Source organism: Rhizobium giardinii bv. giardinii H152 (genome assembly GCF_000379605.1).
Classification (GTDB): Bacteria; Pseudomonadota; Alphaproteobacteria; order Rhizobiales; family Rhizobiaceae; genus Pararhizobium; species Pararhizobium giardinii.
This window is the reverse complement of the sequence record NZ_KB902580.1, coordinates 75,196-101,405: the sequence shown is the minus strand read 5'-3', so window position 1 is coordinate 101,405 and position 26,210 is coordinate 75,196. Positions and strand designations below refer to the sequence as shown.

Here is a 26,210-nt window from a genome sequence, read left to right as displayed (position 1 = left end):
ATTTCTAGGCTGCCGCAAGCAGTACGTTGAGGTCCTGCTCGAGTTGCGTAGCCGCCGCCGACGCGGTGGAACCTGCCATTCCGTTCGAGGAACAGCTGGTGGCCGACCCGATGTGTTCATGGTTCCCGGCGCGCCCGCAGCGAAGGCTGCAGGCCCCCCGAGACACCAGCCCCGTTGTGTCTACCAACGTCCCGCGTTCTGGCCGCCGTCGACGTGGAGTATCTCGCCGGTGACGAAGCTGGCCGACTCGAGATAGAGCACGGCATCGACGATATCCCGGATGTCACCCATTCTTCCGACCGGGTGCAGCGACGACAGCGCGGCATGCGTCTCGGGCGCATGCATGGGGGTCTTGATGATCCCCGGGGAGACCGCATTGACGCGAACGCCGCTCTGCGCGAATTCCATCGCAAGGCCCTTGGTGACTGAATTCAGCCCACCCTTTGTCAAGGATGCCAGGGCGGCAGGCATGCCGGCGATCGGCTGATCGACGAGGCTGGTGGTGATGTTGACGATGTGGCCTGAACCCTGCTTCAGCATCTCGGCGGCCGCGCGTTGGGTGATATGGAAGAACCCCCCGACGTTAACGCCGATGTTGTGATCAAAGTCTTCCTGGGTGAACTCGATGAACGGCTTGGCGAGAAATACGCCAGCATTGTTCACCAGTGAATCGATCCGTCCGAACCGCTCGATCGCCTGGCGGACGATGTTGTCGGCCGTTTCCGACCTGCTGATGTCGCCGGGGACGGCGAGAATGCCGGGATCGGCGCTTTCCTTGATCGACCGCGCCGTGGCGACGACGCGAAAGTTCCGATCGCGGTAAGCGCGAACCAGGGCGGCGCCGATGCCCTGCGAGGCTCCGGTGATGATGACGACTTTCTGTTCGTTGCTCATTGATGTGATCCTTCTCAATTGCAGCGGCTGCTCTTGAGCCGCCCGACGCCCTCGGCGTTGGTGCAATGGTTCTAGATCACTCCGAAGTGCGGGAGAATTGCCATTGGTTGAACGATACTCAACCGAAATTCGGCATGATCAGCGAAGTGTTCCCGCTTCTGCTGCCAGCCGCACAAATTCGGAACGCAGTCGCGGCGTCGCGAAGTCAACGAAGGCACGGACTTTCGGCACCGACATGCGGCCATTCGGTGCAAGGAGATGAACCGGAAGGGGCGGGGGCTCTGCGTCAGCAAGGACGATCTGCAGCCGTCCGTCCCTGACGTAGTCAGCGACGTGGTAGGAATAGAGCCTGGTCAGGCCGCCGCCCGAGGCGGCCGAGGCGGCCGCGGCACGGACGCTGTTGACGATGCACCGCGGCGTGAAGTGAACCGTGCGGGGAATGGTCGAGCCGGCCGACGGCGTGAAGCTCCAGGAATCGAGGCCAAAATTGCTGAACGCGATAATCTGGTGCTTCTGCAAATCCGCCGGCTCTGTGATCCGGGGATGGCTGGAAAGGTAGCGCGGGGCGGCAACGACCACGCGCCTGACATCCCCGCCGAGACGGGTGGCGACATGGGAGGAGTCGGGAAGGTGGCCAATGCGCAGCGCGATGTCGATACCTTCCTCGACTGGATTGACCAGCCGGTCTAGGAGAAGAATGCGCGCTGACACTGCGGGGTAGGCATCCAGAAAGTCGTCGGTAATGGCACGCAGCACCTCCTCCCCAAGAATGGGCGGTGCTGAGATGCTCAGGGTCCCGCGCGGAGCCGAGCGTTCGCTGCCGGCGATCATGTCGGCCTCCTCGAGGTCGACGAGCACGCGCCGGCAGGCGGATGCGTAGCGCTGCCCGGCTTCACTCAGCTTGAGGGCGCGGGTCGACCGATGCAGCAACTCCACGCCGACATGCGCTTCGAGAAAACTCAGCGCGCGGCTGACCGCCGTCGGAGACCGCTTCAGAAGGCGGGCGGCGGCCGCAAGACTACCCTCGTCGACCGCGGTTACGAACACTTTCATAGCATCGATGCGATCCATGACCTTACCGATCTCCGGGATAGTGGAAGCTGGATCGCGAGTATTCTCCCGAAAACGGCATGAAGTAAATGTCCGAAGGATGCGCGGAGCGCCTTGCTCGCGCGCAGCCGCCGGCCGGACCGGACGGACTATTCCTTGCCGAGCTCTCCCGTGCAGTGTCCGAGTCGTGTCTCGGTGTCCTCAATTGTTTGAAGCCCGGTCTCCATGAGCTGCCTGATCCTTTCCTGGCCTTGGGGGCATTGGACCGAGGCGATGAGATCGCCATCGATATCAGCGCCACCGAGCAGGACTTCCAGAGCGCGACCGCGTCCCATCAGCCGTGGAAGGCACGCCATGGGGCCGCCCCCAGGGCACAAGTGCCGCGTCGATCTCCCATTGCGAAAGAACCGCATTCTCGCGGCTGGCGAAGCGAATGTCACCGGCCAGTGCAAGCGCGCTGCCAACCCTGGACGTCCGGATCACGCTCGATCGCGGCAATCACTTCGTCGAGTTGAGGCAGGGTCACACGCGCCAGTACGGTTGGCCGAAGCGGGGGATGATCGAGCTCTCACACCACCCGCAATCGCTGCACACTGCACCCTAGCGCAAAGTCCGGAATGCGGCTCTCACCTCGCGGCTGAAAAGCTCAGGCTCCTCCCACGCCGCGAAATGGCCTCCCTTGTCCACGCGATTGTAATAGATGAGGTTCTTGTAGGCTCGCTGCGCCCAACTTTTGGGCGGCCTGTAGACCTCTCCTGGAAAGACCGTTACCGCCGCCGGGATGGAGATGGGAGTCAACTTGGCGTTGGCGGCGCCGTTTTCCCAATAGATCCTCGCGCTCGACGTTTCCGTATTGGTCAGCCAGTAGAGCGTTATGTTGTCGAGGATTTCGTCCCTGGTGAACGAGAGCTCGGGATCGCCGCGCGTAAATACCCAGTCGGCAAGCTTGTCATAGAACCATGCTGCAAGTCCGACGGGAGAGTCCGACAGCCCGTATCCGATGGTTTGCGGGCGCGTTCCCATCATCGCGGCATATCCGAACCCCTTGTTGAGGAATTCACGGGCCTGATCGAACACGCGTTTCTCCTCGGCGGACAGGTTTTCCGGCGCGGGATCACCGTTCCTGAGCGCCTTTGCGACGTCGGGCGGGATCGTGGTCGAGCGCTCGACCCTGTTGACGTGAATTCCAAGCAAGCCCTCCGGCGCCTGGCGGGCCATGGAATCGGAGATGATGGCTCCCCAGTCGCCTCCCTGCGACACGTAGGTCGGATATCCGAGGCGCTTCATCAGGACATCCCAGGCCTCGGCGACGCGTCCCGGATTCCAGCCAGTGCCCTTGGGCTTTCCTGAAAAGCCGAAGCCTGGAATGGACGGCAGGACGAGATGGAAGGCATCCTCGGCGCGACCCCCGTGCGCCGTCGGGTCGGTCAGCGGGCCGATGACCTTCAAGAGTTCTAAGACCGATCCCGGCCAGCCGTGCGTCATGATCAGCGGCAATGCATCCGGGTGACTCGAGGGCACGTGGATGAAGTGGATTTCCAGGCCATCGATGTTCGTCAGGAATTGCGGCAGGGCGTTGAGTTTCGCCTCCGCCTTGCGCCAATCGTAGTCGGTTTCCCAGTAGCGCACGAGGGCTTGAAGTTTCGTCAATTGCACGCCTTGGGAACGGTCCTCGACGGTCTCTGCCTCTGGCCATCGCGTGGTGGCAAGCCGGCGACGCAGGTCGGCGAGCGCCACTTCTGGAACATCGACACGGAAAGGCCGGATGTCCTCAGATGCTACCGAAGCTGCAGCCTTGACCTCGGCGGCGACCATTCGGGGCGTAAGGGCGAAGGCCGCCAGCGCCGCGCCGCCCAGAAGCACGGCGCGGCGCGAGAAGGCTGAACGGCTCATGGATTGATGCGGGCTCAACGTCTCATTCCTTTCATTGCGCGAAAGCGCGATCGACCTGCGGAACCGTTCACTTCACGGGAACGACGAGCGGTGCTGCCTTCTTGACGATATAAGTCGCCAGCTCGGAGGCTTTGCCGTTGCCGACGTTTTTCGCCAGGTGCGCCACGCCGGCGGGGATGAAGAGCGATTCACCAGCTTTCAGTGTCACCGGTTGGCTGCCTTCAAGCTGATATTCGAGAACGCCTTCGAGGACGTAGGCAACCTCTTCGCCCGGGTGAGTATGATTGATGGACACCGCGCCCGGTTCGAAGTCAACGCGCACCTGAAGGACTTCGCGTTCGGCAACACTGATATCGCTTTGGACGAGATCGGTTCGCTGGATCTGCTGTTGCTGTGCCTGCGCCGCGGTGAGCGACAGTCCGGCGCCTGCGATCAAGGCCGCAGCGATCAAGGTCCGAGAGATTTTCATAGTGTCATCCTTTCAGGATCGAAATGCAAGGTTGAGCCGAGCCACGCGGGCAGCCGGTCATTCGGACTGTCGTGCTTGGGCGGGCACCGTCATTTGCGCCAAAGCATGTGTGGGCGATGTGTCCGTGGGATGCGACTTTTGTAAGCTTATGTATTTGCCGTGGGGCGGGATACCGCCGCATACAATCTCGGAACCGCGTGCCGCGTGACCGGCCGCACGCGGTGACAGAGCATGCCGCAAGCGCTTTTCTACATAGTGATACAGTTCACCGGCTGCCCGCACACAATCGAGATACATCACGGCTCCAGTCTCTGCGGCGTGATGCGAGGCGGTAAAATGCTGCCATCCCGGCTTAGTTCGACCATCCGCCGATCTCAGAGGAGCCTGACATGACACAGGAAATACAAGGTAAAGCGCTTATCACCGGTGCGTCCTCCGGCATCGGCGCGATATATGCCGATCGCCTGGCCAGGAGAGGTTACGACCTCCTGCTCGTCGCCAGGAACGAGACACGACTTGGCCAACTGGCCAAGCGGATCAGCGAGCATACCGGCCGTAAGGTCGATACCTTGACGGCGGACCTGAACGACATGTCCGATCTGCGCCGTGTCGAAATGGTGCTCCATGACGATGATCGCATCACCATGCTGGTCAATAATGCCGGGGTAGGGGCGTCCAGTCCGTTGCTCGCCTCCGACGTCGATGCAATGGAGCGGATGATTTCGTTGAACGTCACCGCGTTGACCCGCCTGACCTACGCCGCCGTACCGCGCTTCGTCGCCCGGGGCAGCGGCACCATCATCAACATCGCATCGGTCGTCGCCGTCGCTCCACAGGTCCTCAATGGCGTCTACGGCGCGACCAAGGCCTTCGTCGTTGCGTTCAGCCAGTCGCTGATCGCAGAACTGAAGGACAAGAATATTCGGACTCAGGCTGTCCTGCCGGGCGCGACTGCGACCGCCTTTTGGGAAAAAGCCGGAACGCCGCTGGAGCATCTGCCAAGCGAAATCGTCATGTCGGGCGAGGACATGGTCGACGCGGCGCTCGCCGGCCTCGATCTTGGCGAACACATCACCATCCCGTCCTTGCCCGATGCCGGCGACTGGGAGGCCTATGAGGCGGCGCGCCAAAGGCTGATGCCGAACCTTTCGCTCAGTAGCCCGGCGACGCGCTATCGGCGCCTGCCGGCAGTGACCCAAGGAGCTCCGAACAGCGTTCGCGTGGCTGCGTTGAAATCGCAATCGACTCATCTCTGAATTCTTGAAGACCAAAAGACAACATCGACCGCCTGATGCCCACGTCTCCGCTCGCGCTATGATGTGGGTGTTGCGGAATGCCCCCTCAAACCTTCCTGGAGAAGGACATGAACACGGAACTGAAACGGAAAATCGCCTTCGCCCTGTCGATGGGGATCGTCACAACGGGGATTATTTCATTCGTCCTCCTCGCGCTCAATCTCGGATTCTCGGATGGTTTTGCAGGAGTATGGCTGCGCTCGTGGAGCACCGCCTACGTCATCGTCATCCCTGCCATCCTGCTGATCGGCCCGCGGCTGCAGGCGAAAGTTGATCGGCTGATTAGGTAGGATAACCAAGTTGGAGGCTTCCGACCCATTGCTCGCCGAAGTTCTCCCGCGGAGGTCTTGATCGCTGGCGCAACCTCAAAGGCCTGTCATTTCCCATCGAGACAGGCGGTCGCCTGTGGGCCTAAGGGGATCGATATGCAGCGGACACCCCGCACGGCGACCGCCGATTTCCACCGGCGATTGACGTCGATTTCCCGTTTCGGCGACCCGGCCCGTTTTCACAGCTGAGAGAATGCGCAGTCGCTAAGAAGGTGTGTGACGGACAGCCCGCCAGACAGCTGCCAACCTATCGCTAGCCTGACTGTCAAACTCGCCTAGCGAAACGCTTTCGATTGATTTCCTCATTTATCTCCTCGTCAGTATGGCCCGGTACACGGGTGCTGGGTGCTGGTCATGATTCGTCTCATCAGGAACACGTGATGGACAGAAGGTCGTCCAGGATTGGGTTGAACCCAAAAATGGCGTAGTTCCAGATGGGCTTCGCGGCCCAAATAGTGAGAACCGCAAAACCTGCCCAAATGGAGATGGTGAGAGCTTTGCGCCTATAGTCCCGCAAAGTCGCTTCATAAAGTCCGCCTTCCTCGGCGGCCAAGGTGCGCTCCCTGTCGTTCTGGCCGAACCGCTTCAGCATCCAGCCGCCGATGAACATGGCCGCGCCCATGTGTGCTTGGTTTCGGGTTAGGAGAGGTGGAACTGCCCAGTTCAGCCTGATAAGAAACAGAAATGATAATCCTAACCAAGATGCGGGAGCTTGATATCAAGGCGTCCTCTGCCAGAATGCGGCCCTTGCACATCAGCGCGGCGAGCGGGCTCGTGTGTGTCGGTACCACTATGTACGTTGTCGCCGACGACGAGCTTCACCTGGGTGTGTTTTCGACAACCGAACTTGAACCCGGTGATCTGATCCGTCTCCTTGATGGTGCGTTGCCAGACGTCAAGGCAGAGCGAAAGCGGCGGAAGCCTGACCTGGAGGCACTTGTCCTCCTTCCGCCCTTCCAGAATTTTCCGTATGGCGCCCTTCTAGCCGTGGGCTCAGGTTCAAGGTCAAACCGTTGTCGCGGCGCTTTACTCGGCCTCGACGTGAATGGCGCGGTCTGTGGTTCGCCACGTGAAGTGGATTTGTCTCCCCTTCTCGCTCCACTCAAAGATACGTTCCCTGAACTCAACATCGAGGGCGCCGTCGTTTTTGGCGAGGAGTTGCGTCTGTTCCAGCGCGGTAACAAGCGGCAGGCCGCCAACGCGATCATCCGATACTCACTTTCGCGAGTTCTCGACGCTTTGCAAAGCCCACGAGCCGATAGCATCGAGCCGTCCGCTACCCATCGGCTGGACCTCGGTTTGGTCCGGGGCGTTCCCTTCTGCTTTACCGACGCAGCCGCTCTGCCAAACGGGGACATGGTGTTCTGCGCCGTCGCGGAAGATACCGAAGATGCTTATCGCGATGGAGCTTGCTTCGGAGCTGCCATCGGGATCGTCGAAAATGGCGGGCACTTACGGTCCTTGCAGCGGCTTGACCAGCCGTACAAGGTAGAGGGCATCAACGCCCGGCTGCACGGTGATCGACTGGATCTCCTGCTGGTCACCGACGCCGACGACCCCGGGATACCGGCAGCGCTGTTTTCCACATCTATCGCGAAGTAGCATGGGCACAGGCGCCGGATTGCGGGTCTGGTTTCGAAGTGGTTGGATTTGGATTGCGCTTCGGCCTAGGCGGTGAAGCCGTTGAACTTGCGCAGGATGCCGTCGATCAGCCGTTCTGGAAGGTAGCGGCGAAGGGTGCGCACCTGACCGGATTGCTTGCAACTCTTGGCGGCCCTGCACTTCACCCAGATTGATCGCATCCCTGCAGGGAACGAAGAGAGCCGCAAGAGCGTGTTCAAGACGGTTCGCGATGAATGCGTAGGAGGATACCGTGCCGAGCGCGTGCCAAGCGAGGTAGAGCGCCGCTAGGACGGCAATGCAGCCGCAATTGCTTCCTACCGCGGGCCCCAGGCTCAACCGATGTTTTCGACGATGGGCGGGATCTGCACGACTGTCGGATCCGTCACGCCGGAATCAATAATGCTGAACACCGCTTCCAGCATTTTGGGTACGTCCTGCCGCATCATCTCGATATGGTCGCCCAGCATGGCGACGAAGGGATCCCAGTCGAAGCAGCCAAGTTGCGGCATCCCGTCAGCGTAATGGCCGGAGCGGCGAATCCAGTGCATCACACCTTCCAGTGAGATGGTGGAGTTGACGAACATGCCGCGCGGCAGGTTGCTCGTCCGCTCGGCAAGTTGATTCATCGCGTTCTCCGCCTTTTCGGGGGCGTAGCCGCAGGTGAGCATCAGCCTTTCGTCGACCGCGATACCCGCCTGCGCATGGGCATTGCGAAAGCCCCGGACGCGTTCCACCGTGTTATGGTCCGAGCCGCGGCCGCCAACGAAGAGGAGGGGCGTTTTCTCACCGTATTCCTTCTCGCAATTGGCAAGAACCCGCCGCGTCAGCTCTAAGGCCCCACCATAATTGTCGGAGATGACTGAGGGGGCGCGGGAGCCAGGTAGGTCGAGGTTGATGGTCCTTACTCCGGCGGCCGAGCAGAGATCCATCACGCGGTCCGGATCGGTCGCACCGGTCGCGATCAGGCAGTCGACCTGATAGGACAACATGGCGCGCGCTGCTTCCAACTCGAGCGCCGGATCGCGCCGGGTGCAGGTGACGATCGGAAAGAGACCGCGTTCGCGGGCCAGCGCTTCGAACTGCTCGACGATCGAACCGAAGTAGCGGTTGTCGTATTTCGGAACAATCATGCCGATGATCCTGGAGCGATCCCGTCGTAGCGCGCTTGCCTGCATGTTGAGCGCGTAGCCCTGTTCCTCGGCGAGCTTGGTGATCTTTTCGGCGAGCTTCGCGCTGATGCGGCGCTTCTTCCAGTTGCCGTTCAGCACGGCGCTGACGGCACTGGCCGAGGTGCCTGCCAGTTCAGCCAGATCGTAGATGGTCGGCCTTTTCGGTTGGCTTGTTCTATTCACATTTTATCTCCGCTTGGGTGAGTCACCTTGACACCAATGTGGATTGGTGGCAATTGATGCTTCATCGATTGAGCACCTGTGCTCCATCGATGAAGTGCCTAAATCAGCAAGGCTGGCCCAAGGGAGGAGTCAGACATAGTACCGACGAGCCGGACGTTGCGACACGATCGCAGCGGACGACGAGTTGCGCGCCAATGCAGGCGTGGGATCTGTCGGGGCATGTCGACTTTTTGGGCTCAGTCGCTGGCAAAATCAACCGTGGAGGAACCAATGAAGACGCTTACCTATCTGCTCGCATCGACCGGCCTCGTGCTGTCGTTGGGCAACGCCGCTATTGCCCAGGAAAATGCGACCGTCGCCTTCCTGATGCCCGACCAGGCTTCGACCCGCTACGAGCAACACGACTATCCAGGGTTTAAGGCCGAGATGGCGAAGCTTTGCCCAACCTGCACTGTCATCTACCAGAATGCCAATGCAGACGTCGCGCTCCAGCAACAGCAGTTCAACTCGGTGATCGCGCAGGGCGCCAAGGTCATCGTCCTCGATCCGGTCGATTCCGCCGCCGCCGCGGGGCTGGTCGAAATCGCCCAGTCGCAGGACGTCAAGGTCATCGCCTATGACCGCCCGATACCAGCCAAGCCGGCCGACTACTATGTGTCCTTCGACAATAAAGGCATCGGCCGTGCCATCGCGCAGTCGCTAGTCGATCACCTGAAGGCGAAGGGCGTTCCGGATGGTTCCGGCGTGCTGCAGATCAACGGCTCGCCGACCGATGCGGCCGCCGGCCTCATCCGCGACGGCATTGACTCCGCGCTCGACGCTTCGCCTTACAAAACGCTTGCCGAGTTCGATACTCCGGACTGGGCACCGCCAAAGGCGCAGGAATGGACCGCCGGCCAGATTACCCGTTTCGGTGACCAGATCACCGGCATTGTCGCAGCAAACGACGGCACGGGCGGCGGCGCGATTGCGGCATTGAAAGCTGCAGGCGTCAAGGAAATGCCGCCGGTCACCGGCAATGACGCGACGATCGCAGCCCTCCAGCTCATTATCTCGGGCGACCAGTACAACACAATCTCGAAGCCATCCGAAATCGTCGCTGCGGCCGCGGCGGGCGTGGCGGTGAAGCTGCTTAAGGGTGAAAAGCCGGAAGCAACCCACGAGCTCTACGAAACGCCCTCGCAGCTTTTCGTGCCTGCGGTCGTCACGGCGGAGAACATCAAAGCCGAAATCTTCGACAAGGGAATTAACAAGCCGGAAGAAATCTGCACCGGCGAGTATGTTGAAGGGTGCCGCAAACTCGGCATCATCAACTAAGCTGCCGTCATGTCCGGCTGCGCTTCGCGGCCGGACACCCCGATTAATTGAAAGGTCATTTTGGCCATGACAGCTAAGCTTCCAAGTGCTCCCGACAGGGGAAAATCGGTGCTGCGTCTGAGCGGCATATCGAAGAATTTCGGAGCGGTATCCGCGCTCACGGATATCGAGCTCGACGTCAAAGCCGGCGAAGTCGTCGCGCTTGTCGGCGACAACGGTGCCGGCAAGTCGACGCTGGTCAAGGTGCTCGCCGGTGTGCACCAGCCGTCCGCCGGTTCGATCGAATTCTGTGGGCAGGCTGTGACGCTCGACAGTCCCGCCAAGGCGCTGGACCTCGGCATCGCCACGGTGTTCCAGGATCTTGCCCTGTGCGAGAACCTGGATGTCGTGGCAAATCTGTTCCTGGGGCATGAGATGTCGCCCTGGGCGCTCGATGAGGTCGCAATGGAAGTGCGCGCCTGGACGCTCCTGCGTGAACTCGCTGCGCGCATCCCCTCCGTGCGCGAGCCTGTGGCCTCGCTCTCCGGCGGACAGCGGCAGACGGTCGCCATCGCGCGTTCGCTGCTGCTCAATCCGACGCTCATCATGCTCGACGAGCCGACGGCAGCGCTTGGTGTGGCACAGACGGCGGAGGTTCTGAACCTGATCGAGCGCGTGCGAGATCGCGGTCTTGGCGTCATCATCATCAGCCACAATATGGAAGACGTGCGTGCCGTTGCTGACCGCATTGTTGTTCTGAGGCTCGGTCGGAACAACGGCGTCTTCACGCCGGAATCCTCCAACCAGGAGCTCGTCTCCGCCATCACGGGTGCGACGGACAATTCCGTCTCGCGCCGCCACGACCGCAAGGCCGTCCACGTCCAGGAAACCCATGGGGGAGCCGAATGAGCCAGAACCCTTCCGGTAGTGTCCAGCCGATGCTGGACCGCGGTGACGAGCGCGTGCGCCACGACGACAGCCTTGCCGGCATGGCAAAGGGCTTCATAGACCGCGTGAGTGCGGGTGATCTCGGCATGCTGCCGGTCGCCGTCGGCCTGGTCGTTATTTCAGTCGTGTTCTCTGCGCTCAACCCAATTTTTCTCGCGCCTAACAACCTCGTGAACCTGCTGTTCGATTGTGCCACCGTCGGCGTCATCTCGCTCGGCATCATCTGCGTGCTGGTGCTCGGGGAGATCGATCTTTCCGTCGGCTCCATGAGCGGCCTTTCCTCGGCAATGGTCGGCGTCTTGTGGGTGAACATGGGTCTGCCTATCGTCGGCGCCATACTGGCCGCGCTTGTCGCAGGTGCGGGCGTCGGCCTGGTTTATGCCACGCTCTACAATCGTCTCGGTATGCCAAGCTTTATCGCCACGCTTGCTGGCCTGCTCGCTCTTCTCGGGTTGCAGCTCTATATCCTCGGCCCGACGGGTTCGATCAACCTCCCTTACGCGTCCCCCCTCGTCCGCTTCGGGCAAATCCTGATTATGCCGGACTGGCTTTCCTACGGGATCGCGATGATGCCGGGGCTTATCATGATCGGCAAGGGCGTGCGGAGGATGCGCCAACGCCGGGCGGCAAACCTCTCAGCACAGCCACTGCGTGCCTTGATCTTGAAGGCTTTGATGCTGACGGTTGCGCTGGAAGTCGCCGTCTTCTACCTCAATCTCGGCCGCGGCGTGCCGTGGATGTTCGCGCTGTTCGTGGCGCTTGCAGTGGTCCTCAACTACGCGCTGACCCGCACCAAGTGGGGCCGCTCCATGTTCGCCGTTGGCGGCAACAAGGAAGCCGCACGGCGCTCGGGCATTAACGTGCGTGGCATTTATACGAGCGCCTTCGTGCTCTGCTCGACGCTCGCCGCGCTCGGTGGCGTGCTCTCGGCTTCGCGTCTTGCCTCGTCGAGCCAGCAGGCAGGCACCGGCGATGTCAACCTGAACGCGATTGCGGCGGCGGTCATCGGTGGCACCAGCCTGTTCGGCGGACGCGGCAGCGCCTATTCGGCCCTGCTTGGTATCATCGTCATCCAGGCAATCTCGAACGGCCTTACGCTGCTGAACCTCAGTTCGTCGCTGCGCTACATGATCACCGGCGGCGTTCTCGCGATTGCAGTCATCGTCGATTCGCTCGCCCGTCGCTCGCGCGTAAGCCACGGCCGAGCCTGACAGAAATATCGGAATGGAGATTTGGAACATGTCTGACCTCATGAAAGGCAAAGTCGTCGCCATCACGGGTGCTGCGTCCGGCATCGGCCTCGAATGCGCCCGCACTCTGCTTTCGGAAGGCGCAAAGGTGGTGCTCGTCGACCGCGCACAGGACAAGCTCGAGTTGCTCTGCAAGGAGCTGGGACGGAATGCCCTGCCGCTCGTCGTCGATCTCCTGAAGCCGTCCGAGGTCTCCGGCATGCTGCCGCGCATTCTCGACATTGCCGGCGGGCTCGATGTCTTCCATGCCAATGCCGGCGCCTATATCGGTGGTCAGGTAGCCGAGGGCGATCCGGATGCCTGGGATCGCATGCTGAACCTCAACATCAATGCGGCCTTCCGCTCGGTGCACGCAGTCTTGCCCCACATGATCGAGAAGAAGACTGGCGACATCCTGTTTACGAGCTCGATCGCCGGCGTCGTTCCCGTTGTCTGGGAGCCGATCTACACGGCGTCCAAATTCGCGGTGCAGGCCTTTGTGCACAGCACCCGCCGGCAGGTGGCACAGCATGGCGTGCGCGTCGGCGCGGTCCTGCCGGGCCCTGTGGTGACGGCGTTGCTCGACGACTGGCCGAAGGAGAAGTTAGACGAGGCGCTGGCAAACGGGAGCCTGATGCAGCCGAAGGAGGTTGCCGATGCGGTGCTGTTCATGCTGACGCGGCCACGTAATGTGACGATCCGCGATCTGGTGATCCTTCCGAACAGCGTCGATCTCTGAGGCGAGAACGGGCGGCAGAACTCCGCCCGCCCAAGACCATTCCTGATTGCAGGCGATAGAACCATGAGCAACACTTTCTCCGCATATCCGGCGGACGGCGATCGCTATATTATCGGCGTCGACGTCGGTACAGGAAGCGCAAGAGCCGGCCTCTTCGATCTCACCGGCCGGATGCTGGCCTCAGGAAAGCGTGACATCTCGCTGTTTCGTGAGTCGGGAGCGATGGTCGAGCAGTCGAGCACCGAAATCTGGGCGGCGGTCTGCACTTCGGTGCGCGATGCCGTCGCCAGGGCGGACGTTGCGCCTGAGCGGATTGCCGGAATCGGCTTCGACGCGACCTGCTCACTGGTCGTGCTCGGGAAGGATGGCACGCCGCTGCCCGTCGGCCCCTCGGAGAACGCGGAACGCGATATCATTGTCTGGATGGATCACCGAGCCGTGGACCAGGTCGATCGCATCAACGCGCAGGGTCATGAAGTGCTGCGCTATGTCGGCGGCCGAATCTCGCCCGAAATGGAAACGCCAAAACTACTCTGGCTCAAGGAACACCGCCCGCAGATTTTTGACGCCGCCTGGCAGTTCTTCGATCTCGCGGACTTCCTCACCTGGCGCGCGACAGGCGATATTGCCCGGTCAACTTGTACGGTCACTTGCAAATGGACCTATCTCGCGCATGAGAAGCGGTGGGACCCCAGCTATTTCCACGCCATTGGCCTCGGCATACTCGCCGACGAGGAGTTTGCACGCATCGGCCAGCGCGTCGTCGAGCCTGGCACGCCCCTTGGCAACGGCCTGACGGAACGCGCGGCCGCTGACCTCGGCCTCGTTGCCGGTACGCCGGTTGCAGCCGGCATGATCGATGCCCATGCGGGCGGGATCGGGACCGTTGGCGTCGATGGCCCGCCGGAAAACAATCTCGGCTACGTCTTCGGCACGTCGTCCTGTACGATGACCTCGACTCATGAGCCAGTCTTCGTGCCGGGCGTCTGGGGACCGTATTTTTCGGCCATGGTGCCGGGAATGTGGCTGAACGAAGGTGGCCAATCAGCGGCTGGCGCTGCCATTGACCAGCTCCTGTCTTTCCATCCGGCGGCAAATGAAGCCGCGGTTCTGGCAAAGACGCGCAGGCTTTCGCTGCCCGCGCTGCTCGCCGACCTCGCGGCGGAAAAGGCAAAGACGCTCTCCGGCGTAGTGACCTGTGCGGACGGCCTCCATGTCGTGCCCGAATTCCTCGGCAACCGGGCGCCATTCGCCGACCCACATGCCCGAGCAGCGATGGTCGGCCTTGGCATGGATCGCGATCTCGACAGTCTCGTTGCGCTGTATATCGCCGGTCTGTGTGGCATCGGCTATGGTCTTCGCCAGATCATCGATGCGCAGGCGGCAGCAGGCGCGCCGGTCGGCAGGATCGTCATCAGCGGCGGCGCCGGCCAACTCGACCTTGTGCGCCAACTTCTCGCTGATGCCGCCGGAAAACCCGTGCTTGCGACGCGGGCGCAGGAACCCGTCCTGCTCGGCGCCGCGATTCTCGGCAGCGTCGCCGGCGGCGCCTTCCCGGATGTTGGCTCTGCGATGGCGGCGCTTTCAGCGACCGATCGCACTTATCTGCCGGCAAAGGGCGAAACTGCCGCCCTGCATGCAAAGCGATATGATGCCTTTACGCGGCTGCAAGCGCTGGCGCGCGAAATCCGCTAGAATGCCATAATGGAAGGGACGCTGTAGCACTTTTTAAAGCGCCTGTAATTTCCTCCTTAAATCGATTCCGATCTAAGGAATCATGCAGTAGCGCACGCGGGCGTTCCCTTGCGTCGGCCGACATTTTTCGCCGAGTGAACAACCCCGGTCGGAATGAAAAGCGATTGTCCTGCGGAAAGGGTGACCGGTTCGCGTCCGGCATGGCAGGGCGCAAATTGTATCAGAACGTATCCAAGCTGCCGGATGCTACATGAGCATTCAATTCCGGGCTCGGCGGGACACATGGGGGATACGGATACATGCGATAGGCTTTCTTCAAGTCACGATCATTCGAAACGGAGAGAACGATGTCCCCTGAAATCAACCACCAGCGCCGCCGTTTCTTCGGCATTGCCGCCATGGCCGTGGCCGCAGCCGAATTCGGCGGCACCGGGATCGCAAATGCCCAGTCGCCCGCAGTGCCTTTTGCGGTCAAGGCGGGCGGCCATGCTGCGTTCCCCGCGCTGAAGCAGATCAAGGCAGGTGTGCTCGACATCGGATATGCAGAAGCCGGCTCGGCGGATGGACCCGTCGTCCTGCTCGTTCACGGCTGGCCATACGACATCTACAGCTATGTCGATGTCGCGCCGATCCTGGTCAATGCAGGCTACCGCGTGATCATTCCCTACCTGCGCGGCTACGGCACGACGCGCTTCGTTTCAGACGACACACCGCGCAACGGCCAGCAGGCGGCGTTGGCCGCTGACATGATCGCCTTGATGGACGCCCTCGGCGCAGAAAAGGCCATCCTCGGCGGATATGACTGGGGTGCGCGCACCGTCAACATCATGGCGGCTCTCTGGCCCGAACGCTGCAACGCGATGGTTTCCGTCAGTGGCTATCTCATCGGCAGCCAGGAAAACAACAAGAAGCCGTTGTCGCCGAAGGCGGAGCTGTCCTGGTGGTACCAGTTCTACTTCGCCACGGAGCGCGGCCGGATTGGCTATGCTGCCAACACGCGCGCGTTTGCAAAGCTGATCTGGCAGACGGCCTCGCCAACGTGGAAGTTCGACGACGTCACCTTCGACCGCTCAGCAGACGCCTTCGACAATCCCGACCATATCGATATCACCATCCATAATTATCGCTGGCGGCTCGGTCTCGCCGAAGGCGAAGCGAAATACGATGCTTATGAGAAGGAGCTGGCGAAGGGGCCGATCATCACTATTCCGACGATTACCATGGAAGGTGATGAAAACGCCGCGCCGCACCCGGAACCATCCTCCTACGCAAAGAGGTTCTCCGGAAAGTACGAGCATCGAAATATAACGGGCGGTATCGGGCATAACTTGCCGCAGGAAGCACCGGCGGCTTTCGCACAAGCCATCCTTGATGTCGCGAAATTCTGACGGCGATGCTGTCGCGAGAAATCCCTTTACTCCCGACAGCCGACACGCGCAAATTACGGCTGTAAAGCGGCCAATGGATACTGAAAGACCACAGATGGAGCATGTCGACCACATTCTGATCGTCGATGACGACCGTGAAATTCGCGAACTGGTATCGAGCTACCTGAAAAGGAACGGCCTTCGGACGACGGTTGCAGCCGACGGCCGGCAGATGCGCAGTTTCCTCGAGAGCAGCACGGTCGATCTGATCGTGCTGGACGTGATGATGCCGGGTGATGATGGACTGGTCCTTTGCCGGGAACTTCGAGCCGGCAAGCACAAGGCGACGCCGGTCGTAATGTTGACGGCGAGAGACGACGAGATGGACCGGATCATCGGGCTTGAAATGGGCGCCGACGACTATCTGCCGAAGCCGTTCGCTGCACGTGAGCTTCTCGCCCGCATCAAGGCAGTTCTGCGGCGCACCCGAATGTTGCCGCCCAACCTGCAGATCAGCGAGGCTGGCCAGCTGCTGACGTTCGGCGGCTGGCGGCTAGACACAGTTGGCCGGCATCTTCTCGACAGGGACGGGACGGAGATCGCGCTAAGTGGTGCCGAATACCGGCTGCTGCGGGTCTTCATCGATCATCCCCAACGTGTGCTCAACCGCGACCAGATTCTGAACCTCACGCAGGGCCGCGATGCCGAACTGTTCGACCGCTCGATCGACCTTCTGGTAAGCCGTCTACGCCAGCGGCTCGGCGACGACGCACGCGAACCGACTTACATCAAGACGGTGCGGGCAGAAGGTTATGTATTCTCCGTTCCGGTCGAGATCTCGGTGCCAAGAACATGAGGGGGGGTAGCAAGTCCCGTTTCGGCTGGTGGCCAAGTACGCTGCGCTCCCGCCTCTTCCTGATCCTGTTTGCTGGACTGGCGGTTGCCTATGGCCTGTCCTTCAGCATTCTTTTCGCGGAACGCTACGTGTCGGCCAAGGCGGTCATGCTCGGGACGCTGGAAAGCGATCTGGCAACGTCGATCGCTGTCATAGACCGGCTTCCCGCCAACGAGCGGGCCGCATGGCTGGACCGCCTGAGCCGTGGCAGTTATCGCCTTGTTCTTGGGGCGGGTCTTCCCGGTGTACCGGATTTGTCGGGCCGTGGAGCGGAGATTGCAGAACGTATCGAGGAGGCGGCAGGCTATAAGTTCCCGCTCCGTGTCGAAGCTATTCCAGGTGACGGAAAGCGGCTGCAGGGACATCTGACGCTTTCAGACGGTTCACAGCTCACCATCGACGTGACGCCGCGCGGGGTGATGCCGCTGGCCGAGTGGCTTCCATATGTCTTTGTGGCACAGATGGCACTGCTCATCCTCTGCACCTGGTTCGCAGTGCGCCAGGCAGTTCGCCCGCTTGGCGATCTCGCCGCCGCCGCCGATGCACTCGACCCAAACAAGAAGGGGTCTCCAGTGAGCGAGAGCGGGCCGAGCGAAGTAGCCGATGCGGCGCGCGCCTTCAACGCCATGAGTGACCGTATCGCCCACTACTTGGAAGAACGCGTGCAAATCCTCGCAGCAATCTCGCATGACCTGCAGACGCCGATCACGCGCATGCGGCTGCGCGCCGACATGGCGGAAGATACCCCCGAAAAGGATAAGCTGGTCAGCGATCTGAGTGAAATCGAGCGGCTTGTGCAGGATGGTATCGCCTACGCCCGCAGTTCTCACGGGAGTGGCGAAAAGTCATCTCGTATCGATCTCGCATCGTTCATCGACAGTATTGCCTACGATTACCAGGACACAGGCAAGGCGGTCACGGTTGCAGGCATCGTCCAGGGGACGGCCGTGACCAAACCGCATGCACTGAGACGTATCCTGACTAATCTCCTCGACAACGCCCTCAAGTTCGCGGGTGCTGCAGAGATCAACGTCGAACGGACGGGCGACGGACATACCATCGTGACGGTCACCGACCGCGGGCCAGGTATTCCCGATGACAAGCTTGAAGCGGCGATGCAACCGTTCTACCGTCTCGAGACTTCGCGCAATCGCGACACAGGGGGCACAGGCCTCGGACTGGCCATCGCTCAGCAGCTTGCCGTCTCTGTTGGCGGTGCAGTGCGGATCTACAATCGCTCCGGCGGGGGTCTTGCCGCGGAGATATCGCTGCCATGAAAAATCGGCGCGTCCTCTACGTTCTTACACATTTCTGCCCGTTCCGGAAACATGCCGGATACGTCGAGGCGGGATAAAGCTCCTGTCAACAACGTCGCCTGATACGACAGAGCGAAGGAGTGTTCGATGACGAAGATCGAGAAGGTCCTCTATACCGGCAAGACCCATGCCACCGGCGGTCGCGACGGCACGGCGCGCATCGACGATGTCAAGCTTTCGCCCCCGGCAACGGCAAGCCTGGCGCCAATCCCGAGCAGCCCTTTGCAGCCGGCTGGTCGGCCTGCTTCATTGGTGCCTTGGGATCGCTGCTGGCAAGCGCAAGATGAGATTGCCGGCGAAGACCGCCATCGACGCGGAAGTCTCGGCATGACCAGAGACACCTACGGCCTGCAGGCGCGCTTAAACATCAGCCTACCGGCCATCGATCCGGAACTTGCGCGCGTGCTGGTCGATGAAGCCCGTATTCGAAGGCGACGCGTGGAATATCGCGGTCGAGCTGAAGCTGCCTGTCTCGTATCGTTCGAGCAGGTGGGGCCGGCGGCTCAGATGGCTCTGGAGGCCGGTGAGACTTTGGGACGCGTGGTGTTGATGATGTACCTGGTGGAAATCGGTGCTAGCGCTAAGTCATTTTACGGGTAGGTTCCCGGAGTTGCTGGAAGATCGGTCGGGGAGCTCCGGCACTAGGAACCGAAGCGAATTCGCGTCGATATCCTGCTTTTGTTATAACGTGCGTGCCGCGAGGACATCGTGCCTCTAATCCGCCCGCAGTGTTACCTGAGATATTTTGGTACGTTCGATATGAAGAGGATGGAGCGCTGGAAAACCGCTCGGGAGTTAGAAATGAAAGCGCTGGCCACTTCAGCCAGCTGATGCGGAAGGATCAATTCACTGTATTTCCAGTCCCGGCCGAGCGGTGATTACGCAATTATCAATGTCCCACCAAATCGTTGATATCAAGGCAGGGTTACCAGCGGATCTTTCACCGAAAAGATCAGTGGCGGGGCGACTTTCACACCTATCCTCAACCTACTTTTCCTGGAGGCTCCGCATGCTCATTTATTCCGACGAGAACCTTGAGGTGATTCATCGGCCGGGATCAACTCCTTATCTTCTTGTGACCTTCAACGAGATGGAGATGCAGGCGAACGGCAGCCGCTTCTGGGGGCAGCGGTTCTGCGAAAAGGCGAACATCGCCGCGCTCGGCTTCATCAGCCGGAGGCCGAACTGGTTTCCGGCGGCGAGTGTGGTGAAGGCGGTCGCGGCGGCGGCCCCAATCCTCCGCGCGGCACCGGAACGCATTCTCTACGGATATTCGCAAGGCGGCTACGCAGCCCTACGCTATCGTCGACGCCTCGATGCCAACGTCTCCATCGCCTTCTGTCCGCAGATCTCCATCGACGCTAAGGCAGTCCCCTTCGACGGCCGCTTCAGGCGCCACTTCTCCCCCACCCTCCATGCCAATATGGGGATTGCGCCCGATCACGCGGCCGGCCGCGCCTATCTCTTCTATGATCCGTTCCATGCCGTAGATCGCCGGCACGCCGAGCGGATCGCAGCGCTGCAGGTGGAGACGCGCCTCGTCCCGGTCCACATGACCGGGCACGGCACCGTTCGGGCCTTCGCCGGAACAGCGCGCGGGCTGTCGCTCATTGAGGCCTGCCGCGCAGACGACCTCGCTGGTCTACGCGCGCTCGCTCGCGCGGTCCGGGTCGGTGCGCCCATGCGGTCCTACCAGATTGCAGTCACGGCGATCGCCCGCCATCCCGTTTGGGCCGACCGGCTCCATGCGCGCTTCGGTGACGGGTTCTCGCCCGTGGAGCGGGTCAACTTCCTATACCACCGGGCAAATCGCCACATCGGCGACGGCGAACTAGCGACCGCGCGCGACATGCTCACCGATGCCGTGGCGCTCCAGCCGGGCAATCTCGGCTTTGCCCGGCGCCTAGAAGAGCTCGACGCGCGCATCGCCCGCCTGTGCGAGGTCGCGGTCATTTCCTGAGGAGTCCGGGCTGGTCTCGCTGGTATCGGCCGGGCTTGGCATCGGCTTTGCGCTGCGATGGACGAAAGATTTCCCGAACCGCAATTTCAAGCTTCGCAAGATGAGGGGAGTGGACTTCCGGATCGGCATGGGGTTGCCTGGAACACGGAAGATCCGACAGCCGCCCGTGACGATCTCATCGATATCGCCCGCTCGCTGGTCAGGCCACCCAGACAGCTTGCAAAAGAGCTTTCGCAGTGAGCGCTTCTTGCTGCGGTGCAGCGGCGACAAGCGTCCGGCAAAGCCGGCGATCACTTCACAGTTCTTTCAGAGCGGGGGAGAGGATGGTGTCGCGTAATCCATACCGGTCCAGTAAAACGCAGCAAACAAACCCTCAACCTGCGGATCACGACAGGGGGCCGACAAGGCCATCATCGCCGAGGCACACGCGCTTTATGGCAGCGATGCAGCGACCGCGGTGGTCTACTGTGGACTGAACGCCTGGTTCGAGGGTGAGGAGGTCGAGTTTCGCCGCTTCGCGCGACTGTTTCGCAGGCTCGGGAACTAATGAGCCAGCCGGTCTCGGTCAGGCGACCGACCGCGCTCCCTTACCATCTTCCCAATATCGCCGAGGATGGTCGGTGCCTCTTCGGCGACTTCAGCACCAGTGCTGTCGGCCAACGCATGAATGACGCTCAATGAGTGAGCCTCAGCAAAATCCATTCAACTTAAGGATCTGATGCGCCTCGATTGATGCGCGAAGCTCGTCCTCTGAGTTGCGGTTGCCTTGGTTGGCGTCGGGATGGTGCATTTTGAGCCTTTCTTTATAGCGGCTCCTGATTTCCTCCGGTGTTGCCTCGGGCGAAAGACCGAGTGTCTCAAAGGCCTTGGCTTCGAGCACTTTGAGTTTTCGTTTCTGGAGATCGGCCTTTTGCGCTTGCCGTTGTGCTGCGGTTTTTCGGGCATTCAATGCCTTCGCTGAGCCAGAACGGACTTTCGACGGGATCGGGATCTCGGTCGGCTGGCTGACTCTCGTTCCCCAGGTCGGACGACTGCCGGCAGTCGCTTCCTTCTGATAGCGAGCGACGTCCGCGTTCGATGCAGCCGTCGTGTAACTGTATCCCTTGTTGTATTCTTTGACGTGATCAAGACAGAACAACAGATAAAGGCCTTCAGCGCCCGGCCCCACAGGGGCACGATGCGGGCCAATCTTTTCACAACCGTCCCATTGGCATTTAGAGCCAGTGGGTTCGCAGGGGTTTTTGCGAGCAGATCTAAGGCCCACGAATATTTTCGAATCAAGCGTCATCGCATCTGTATGGATGCCGCGCGTCCCCTCGGCAAGATTTAGCAAATGAAAGCGCCAATCGATGAAGTCTGTCATCCCCGACTTTGTGAGTGAGCTATATCGGTCGGCCAACGAGGTCTCAAAGACGTCAACCTTCGAGCGCCGGCGCCTGGTCGAGCGAGCGGCAAGAATGATTGCGGAACAGCGGATACAACTCGCGGCTACGGGCAACGTCGTATCCATGCCGTCAAGCGTTGTCGCAGGCCTCGCCACTATTCTTCCGCAGATCGACGACATGCCCGACCCGCTTATGAGCCACATCCTTCTGGAATGTGCGGACGAGATCCGAAAATTGCATGTGCTGTGGGCAAAAACCAAGTGATGAGAGAGGGTAGGCCCTTACTCGTCCGTCGAACACAGCATTGCGTCGGCGATCGCTTGCCCGAGGTCAGCGGCGCTCGTTGCCAGCGACTTTTCGTCCGTGTCAAGCGCTGTCATCGCGCACCTCTACATACTGAACAAGGGCTAAGGCTCATTCTGGTTGACTGTTTTGCCCGCCGTGTGGATGCTCGACGTCGGGCGTGTGAGTAACCCGCTCGACCCCCGCAGCTGCAGTGCCTTGCGAACCGTAAAAGCCTGAATGCAGCCCCCAATAACTGGCCACGAACAACATCAGTGCGACGGTCAGTCCGACAGGAATGCCGGTCAACGCCTTTTTCAGTTTAGGGAGGAAGTACACTTCCCTGGTGTGATCAGCAGCAATCGCCACGATGACAGCCATGATCAGGGCGTGGCCGATCAGATCGACGCGGCCGAACGGATAGACTGCGGCGTTGAAAATTACGAACAGCGAAATGGCCGAGAGGCGACGAACAAGCGGTGTCCAGAGAAGCCCGAAACCCATGGTGAACTCCGCGACGCCCGCCATCGGGATGAACACGTCACGGGGCAGACCGAATGTCAGGAAGGGCTTTTCCAGGACGAGCGGATAGAACCAGTCGGGATAGGCGAATTTTTCCAGGCTCGACCACATCAGGGCGATAGCCACTCCCCATCGCAACGCCTGGAACCTGTGCTTGCGCCATTCCGCGTTGGAGGAGGCCTCCATAACGAGATAGGCGGCCACCCCCACACCGAGCGCGAGGTAGTCGAGCAGGTGGAAAATGTCGTAGTCACGAAGCGCCAGAAGCCAGAGCCCAATGATACCGACCGCCGCAAGTGGCTGTGTCCGACGCGAGAAGATCAGCAAGGCGATGAGAAGTTGCGCCCATGAGACCATTTCGGAAGGCGTCTTGAGGTCGGGTGTCAGGTAAACCCCGCCCACCGCGAAGATCGCCACGAAAAACGCGCCGATCACCACGCGGACGAAGTCGTCTAGGCGGCCCCAGAGCGGTTCCGACAACCGGTCCAGGCCTCCCAGTATCGCCTCGCCGGCGCTTGTTTTCTCCACCGCTCGTGTCGCGAGAAAGAACACCATAACCAGTACTATACCGAGCCAGAACCATGTGTCCGCCAGAGTTGCGCTGATAGGCCGTGGTGGCGCGCCGACGATGTAGGGTGCAAACCATTTGACATGGGCCTGGGCGGGCCAAGCCAGCAGCATCGCGGGTGCCGCCCCGAGGCAAAGGAATACCGGGCGCCAAAGGCGCGGGAAAATGCTGTCTCGACACGTCATGATGGTTCCAGTCGGTAGAGGCTTCGTCTTCTTACGGAGGGAGGTCTATTTCGCTATGTTCCTGGCGATTGCCATCTTTTCAAAATCGATCGCGTGCGGTCCGATGTTGAGGCTGATTTGAAGGCTGCTTGCAATCCGGTTGGCGCGGTCGATGAACAGGTTTGCAACCGCACCCTCGCAATTATCCTCGGCCGCATTTCGAAATAGTGCCAGCCAGTGTTCAAAATGCTCGGGTTCAAGCCCCAGATTGCGGTGCATGACGTGCGGCTGGCCGGCATATCGGCCGCTCTGCATCGTTACCGACGACCAGAAGTCGATCATCGTCTTGATATGGGCATCCCAACGATTGGACAAGCGTTGCTCGAAAATGGGCCCCAGGACCGCGTCTTTGCGAACACGGCCGTAGAAATCACGCACAAGCCGTTCGACGACGGCCTCCGAAAGGACCTGCGCAGGCGCGACGATAGCCATATTGCCCTCGATCATTGATGTCGCACTTTTCTTATTCATGAAAAGAGGTATTGTAAATGCATCTTTTGGAGGCTGCCATGCGACTAACTGTCCATACCGATTACGGATTGCGCGTTCTGATGGCACTCGCCGTTGCTGATCATGGTCTCGTGACCATCGAGGAATTGGCCGCGCGGCACAGAATTTCCCGTAACCATCTGATGAAGGTCGCGCAGACGCTGGTAGCCCTGAAGCTGGTCAAAAGCGTGCGCGGCCGCCGGGGAGGCCTCCTTTTAGCCCGGGAACCAGCAGACGTCCGGATGGGCGATGTCGTACGGACGATGGAGATGGATATGGAGCTTGTACCTTGTCTGGGAGACAGGCAGGACACATGTGTGTTCAGTGGAGTTTGCCGGCTAACCGGCGCTTTGCGGGGTGCCAGTGAGGCCTTTTTCGCCAGTCTCGATCAGTTCACGCTTGCCGATATGGTGTCGAGCCCAGCTGGCCTTCGCGAACGGCTGGCGTTGCCGGCACGAGCGCTCTTCTGATGGATTGCACCGCGGCACGGGCGACATGCCATGATAGTCAGGCCCCAGGAACACGCCCGGAATTGGCAAAGCGAACCCCGAACTCCGTAAACTCGGCGGCCACCCACGTTTTACAAACCTGCTTGGAATGCATTTATTGACGGGGTGGGCGGGTTGGAACGCCATCCGGTAGTCTGGGCCCAGGTACTGCGCGCAGCGCCATTCGGTGATGCCATGGCCGCATTTCATATCTTCCAGCCGTCGCTCGGAAGTCGTAAAATGGCCGCGTGCGCAGACGCGAACTGTCGCAGGTTCTGTTGCCGAAGACCGAGATGCAAACTGGTTCTCATCCCATCAATAGCTTTCAAATGAGAACCGTGGTGTCTTTATTTCGGGGCGCGATAAAGACGTTAAGCTCCCGCCGGCTGCTTTAAATTTTGTTGAACAGCAGGGAGCGGTGCAGCCCCGCGCCGGCGAGGTTTCCATCGCCGACGGCAAGTGCAAGAGAGGCCATCGGCCTTGCGGCATCTCCACAGGCGAAGACACCTGGCATGCTGGTTTCCTTCATGGCGTCGGTCTTGATCACCGATCCAATCGGTCCTTGCTCGAAATCGAGACCAAGTTCCTCGGGGATCGGGCTGGTCATCTCGAAGGGCGCAAGTGCGAACAGCCCGGCAAAGGGCAAGGTGGGCCCATCGGCAAGCCGGATGTCGGCATGGCCGGTAATCGCTTTGACGGGGCTGCGCTCGACTGTAACGCCCCGGCCGGCCAAGTTTTGAAGCTGTTCCGCATTTGGTTCGAAGGCGTCGTTGACCAGCAATGTTGTCGGGCCCCAGTCGGGCAGCATCAGCGCGTGATGCACGGACAGCTCTGATCCCGCGATGACGCCGATCCTGCCCTGGTTCAGCTCATAGCCGTGGCAATAGGGGCAATGGAACACAGCCTTACCCCAGCGCTCCGCAAGACCTGAGATCTCAGGCAGGATATCCCTCACTCCGGTCGCCAGCAGCAGCCGGCGTGCCAGATGCCGCTGACCATAGGCTAAGACCTCGAAGCCCGCGCCCAATGCGTCGATCGCCTCGACTCGCGCGGCACTGTCCACCCGCGCGGAAAGCCAGTTCACTGTCTTGTATTCCATCACCTGTGTCCGCGCATCAGCCACGATCCGGGCGGGATCGGCGCCGTCCTGCGTCAGGAAACCATGCGAATGGCTGGCAAAGCGATTGCGACGCTTGCCCTCGTCAATCACCAGCACATTGCGCCGGGCGCGGCCGAGCTGAAGGGCGGCGGAAAGGCCAGCATAGCTGCCGCCGATGATGATGACGTCGTGAATGGATTTGCCCATGACATGCTCCTTGGTTTCACGAAACAGCATAAGTTACGTGAATTTGGGAAGTCAATAGTCATGCAACCTTTATTGTGACATGATGCCCCTGGCGTGTTATCGAACGTCTTGTGCATTGGTCGTCTGTGATGTTGGACAGGGGTTAATTGAGATGCGGCACGACAGCCGGCTATCCAGGATGCTGCATGTGATGATCCATATGGGCCATCATGACGGCGTCATGACGTCGGACATGATCGCCGGCATGCTCGACGCCAACCCAGTTGTTATACGCCGCACCATGGCGGGCTTGCGCGAGCAAGGCTATGTCCGCTCTGAAAAGGGCCACGGTGGCGGCTGGACCCTGGCAAAACCGCTGGAGGAACTGACGCTCCTCGACATCTATCATGCCGTCGGCGAACCCTCCGTTTTTGCCGTCGGTCCCGCCTATGACATGCCGGGCTGTTTGATCGAGCAGGCGGTGAATGCCACATTGAAGGATGTCTTCGCCGAAGCCGAACAATTGCTGCTCTCCCGCTTCGCCAGCGTCACCCTGGCCGATATTGCCAGAGACTTTCCCAACCGGTAGCCACCCGGACGGTCGGCGCTGCGACTGA

Annotated in this window: 25 protein-coding genes and 4 pseudogenes; 17 read left to right on the top strand and 12 right to left on the bottom strand. The window is 60.7% G+C overall.

Translation table 11 applies throughout. The features are described 5' to 3' along the window. Positions 1-180 precede the first annotated feature (180 nt). The 5 genes and pseudogenes from A3AY_RS0106905 to A3AY_RS0106880 all read right to left on the bottom strand — a co-directional run bounded on the left by A3AY_RS0106905 (position 181) and on the right by A3AY_RS0106880 (position 4,306). Positions 181-894, bottom strand: coding sequence for an SDR family NAD(P)-dependent oxidoreductase (locus tag A3AY_RS0106905; protein WP_018324954.1), 714 nt, complete (start codon positions 892-894; stop codon positions 181-183). Positions 895-1,032: 138 nt separating this feature from the next. Then, complete coding sequence (locus A3AY_RS0106900) at positions 1,033-1,965, bottom strand: LysR family transcriptional regulator (protein WP_018324953.1); 933 nt, start codon at positions 1,963-1,965, stop codon at positions 1,033-1,035. Between the two features lie 128 nt (positions 1,966-2,093). Then, positions 2,094-2,421: pseudogene (locus tag A3AY_RS37460) on the bottom strand (hypothetical protein); the annotation flags it as partial. A 123-nt stretch (positions 2,422-2,544) separates the two neighbouring features. Continuing rightward, positions 2,545-3,837, bottom strand: a complete 1,293-nt coding sequence (locus tag A3AY_RS0106885; protein ID WP_018324950.1) for an epoxide hydrolase family protein — start codon at positions 3,835-3,837, stop codon at positions 2,545-2,547. A 67-nt stretch (positions 3,838-3,904) separates the two neighbouring features. Continuing rightward, on the bottom strand, positions 3,905-4,306 hold the full coding sequence (locus A3AY_RS0106880; RefSeq protein ID WP_018324949.1) for a cupin domain-containing protein: 402 nt from the start codon (positions 4,304-4,306) through the stop codon (positions 3,905-3,907). Between the two features lie 389 nt (positions 4,307-4,695). On the opposite strand from A3AY_RS0106880, the gene A3AY_RS0106875 reads away from it, so the two are divergent. Continuing rightward, complete coding sequence (locus A3AY_RS0106875) at positions 4,696-5,562, top strand: SDR family NAD(P)-dependent oxidoreductase (protein ID WP_018324948.1); 867 nt, start codon at positions 4,696-4,698, stop codon at positions 5,560-5,562. A 107-nt stretch (positions 5,563-5,669) separates the two neighbouring features. Further along, positions 5,670-5,891 carry a DUF2798 domain-containing protein gene (locus A3AY_RS0106870; RefSeq protein ID WP_018324947.1) on the top strand — a complete coding sequence of 74 codons (222 nt, stop codon included), beginning with the start codon at positions 5,670-5,672 and terminating at the stop codon, positions 5,889-5,891. A 406-nt stretch (positions 5,892-6,297) separates the two neighbouring features. Here the strand turns inward: A3AY_RS0106870 and A3AY_RS0106865 are convergent, their stop codons facing one another. Further along, positions 6,298-6,540, bottom strand: a complete 243-nt coding sequence (locus A3AY_RS0106865; protein ID WP_154663254.1) for a hypothetical protein — start codon at positions 6,538-6,540, stop codon at positions 6,298-6,300. A gap of 74 nt (positions 6,541-6,614) precedes the next feature. Here A3AY_RS0106865 and A3AY_RS0106860 point away from each other — a divergent pair, with 74 nt between their 5' ends. Continuing rightward, a complete protein-coding gene (locus A3AY_RS0106860) occupies positions 6,615-7,532 on the top strand; it encodes a DUF6929 family protein (RefSeq protein ID WP_018324945.1) in 918 nt (305 codons plus the stop codon). 353 nt (positions 7,533-7,885) lie between these two features. Here A3AY_RS0106860 and A3AY_RS0106850 read toward each other — a convergent pair whose 3' ends face one another. Then, positions 7,886-8,905, bottom strand: a complete 1,020-nt coding sequence (locus tag A3AY_RS0106850; RefSeq protein WP_018324943.1) for a LacI family DNA-binding transcriptional regulator — start codon at positions 8,903-8,905, stop codon at positions 7,886-7,888. 270 nt (positions 8,906-9,175) lie between these two features. On the opposite strand from A3AY_RS0106850, the gene A3AY_RS0106845 reads away from it, so the two are divergent. From A3AY_RS0106845 to A3AY_RS0106825, 5 genes are all read left to right on the top strand, one after another. Continuing rightward, entirely contained in the window at positions 9,176-10,222 is a 1,047-nt protein-coding gene (locus A3AY_RS0106845; protein WP_018324942.1) for an ABC transporter substrate-binding protein, read from the top strand. A gap of 66 nt (positions 10,223-10,288) precedes the next feature. Then, positions 10,289-11,110, top strand: a complete 822-nt coding sequence (locus A3AY_RS0106840; RefSeq protein WP_026203191.1) for an ATP-binding cassette domain-containing protein — start codon at positions 10,289-10,291, stop codon at positions 11,108-11,110. Next, positions 11,107-12,360 carry a sugar ABC transporter permease gene (locus tag A3AY_RS0106835; protein ID WP_018324940.1) on the top strand — a complete coding sequence of 418 codons (1,254 nt, stop codon included), beginning with the start codon at positions 11,107-11,109 and terminating at the stop codon, positions 12,358-12,360. The genes A3AY_RS0106840 and A3AY_RS0106835 overlap by 4 nt, the downstream gene beginning before the upstream one ends. Positions 12,361-12,388: 28 nt before the next feature. Then, positions 12,389-13,117 (top strand): SDR family oxidoreductase, encoded by a 729-nt coding sequence (locus A3AY_RS0106830; RefSeq protein ID WP_018324939.1) that lies wholly within the window; start codon positions 12,389-12,391, stop codon positions 13,115-13,117. Between the two features lie 63 nt (positions 13,118-13,180). Next, entirely contained in the window at positions 13,181-14,812 is a 1,632-nt protein-coding gene (locus A3AY_RS0106825) for an FGGY-family carbohydrate kinase (RefSeq protein ID WP_018324938.1), read from the top strand. A gap of 80 nt (positions 14,813-14,892) precedes the next feature. On the opposite strand, the pseudogene A3AY_RS38595 reads toward A3AY_RS0106825, so the two are convergent. Beyond that, positions 14,893-15,009: pseudogene (locus A3AY_RS38595) on the bottom strand (cupin domain-containing protein); the annotation flags it as partial. 150 nt (positions 15,010-15,159) lie between these two features. On the opposite strand from A3AY_RS38595, the gene A3AY_RS0106820 reads away from it, so the two are divergent. The 6 genes and pseudogenes from A3AY_RS0106820 to A3AY_RS40335 all read left to right on the top strand — a co-directional run. Next, positions 15,160-16,200, top strand: coding sequence for an alpha/beta fold hydrolase (locus tag A3AY_RS0106820; protein WP_018324937.1), 1,041 nt, complete (start codon positions 15,160-15,162; stop codon positions 16,198-16,200). 94 nt (positions 16,201-16,294) lie between these two features. Further along, positions 16,295-17,035, top strand: a complete 741-nt coding sequence (locus A3AY_RS0106815) for a response regulator (RefSeq protein ID WP_018324936.1) — start codon at positions 16,295-16,297, stop codon at positions 17,033-17,035. Beyond that, positions 17,032-18,351 (top strand): ATP-binding protein, encoded by a 1,320-nt coding sequence (locus A3AY_RS0106810; protein WP_018324935.1) that lies wholly within the window; start codon positions 17,032-17,034, stop codon positions 18,349-18,351. Before A3AY_RS0106815 ends, A3AY_RS0106810 begins: the two co-directional genes overlap by 4 nt. A gap of 126 nt (positions 18,352-18,477) precedes the next feature. Then, a pseudogene (locus A3AY_RS34605) lies at positions 18,478-18,851 on the top strand (Ohr family peroxiredoxin). 548 nt (positions 18,852-19,399) lie between these two features. Beyond that, a complete protein-coding gene (locus A3AY_RS0106800) occupies positions 19,400-20,350 on the top strand; it encodes a hypothetical protein (protein ID WP_018324934.1) in 951 nt (316 codons plus the stop codon). A 10-nt stretch (positions 20,351-20,360) separates the two neighbouring features. Continuing rightward, positions 20,361-20,590: pseudogene (locus A3AY_RS40335) on the top strand (LysR family transcriptional regulator); the annotation flags it as partial. A gap of 448 nt (positions 20,591-21,038) precedes the next feature. On the opposite strand, the gene A3AY_RS0106790 reads toward A3AY_RS40335, so the two are convergent. Then, entirely contained in the window at positions 21,039-21,638 is a 600-nt protein-coding gene (locus tag A3AY_RS0106790; protein WP_026203188.1) for a J domain-containing protein, read from the bottom strand. A gap of 61 nt (positions 21,639-21,699) precedes the next feature. Between A3AY_RS0106790 and A3AY_RS0106785 the strand changes: the two genes are divergently transcribed. Next, positions 21,700-21,999 carry a hypothetical protein gene (locus tag A3AY_RS0106785; protein ID WP_018324932.1) on the top strand — a complete coding sequence of 100 codons (300 nt, stop codon included), beginning with the start codon at positions 21,700-21,702 and terminating at the stop codon, positions 21,997-21,999. A 150-nt stretch (positions 22,000-22,149) separates the two neighbouring features. Here A3AY_RS0106785 and A3AY_RS34600 read toward each other — a convergent pair whose 3' ends face one another. Both A3AY_RS34600 and A3AY_RS34595 read right to left on the bottom strand, forming a co-directional pair. Continuing rightward, complete coding sequence (locus A3AY_RS34600; RefSeq protein ID WP_234913077.1) at positions 22,150-23,220, bottom strand: hypothetical protein; 1,071 nt, start codon at positions 23,218-23,220, stop codon at positions 22,150-22,152. A 117-nt stretch (positions 23,221-23,337) separates the two neighbouring features. Next, positions 23,338-23,889: a group III truncated hemoglobin gene (locus tag A3AY_RS34595; protein WP_174371917.1), complete on the bottom strand. Its 552-nt coding sequence runs from the start codon at positions 23,887-23,889 to the stop codon at positions 23,338-23,340. Between A3AY_RS34595 and A3AY_RS0106760 the strand changes: the two genes are divergently transcribed. Next, entirely contained in the window at positions 23,883-24,290 is a 408-nt protein-coding gene (locus tag A3AY_RS0106760) for an RrF2 family transcriptional regulator (RefSeq protein ID WP_234913078.1), read from the top strand. The genes A3AY_RS34595 and A3AY_RS0106760 overlap by 7 nt on opposite strands. 409 nt (positions 24,291-24,699) lie before the next feature. Here the strand turns inward: A3AY_RS0106760 and A3AY_RS0106755 are convergent, their stop codons facing one another. Beyond that, on the bottom strand, positions 24,700-25,614 hold the full coding sequence (locus A3AY_RS0106755; protein WP_018324927.1) for an NAD(P)/FAD-dependent oxidoreductase: 915 nt from the start codon (positions 25,612-25,614) through the stop codon (positions 24,700-24,702). Positions 25,615-25,765: 151 nt separating this feature from the next. On the opposite strand from A3AY_RS0106755, the gene A3AY_RS34590 reads away from it, so the two are divergent. Beyond that, complete coding sequence (locus A3AY_RS34590; protein WP_051108315.1) at positions 25,766-26,182, top strand: Rrf2 family transcriptional regulator; 417 nt, start codon at positions 25,766-25,768, stop codon at positions 26,180-26,182. The last annotated feature ends 28 nt before the right edge of the window (positions 26,183-26,210 follow it).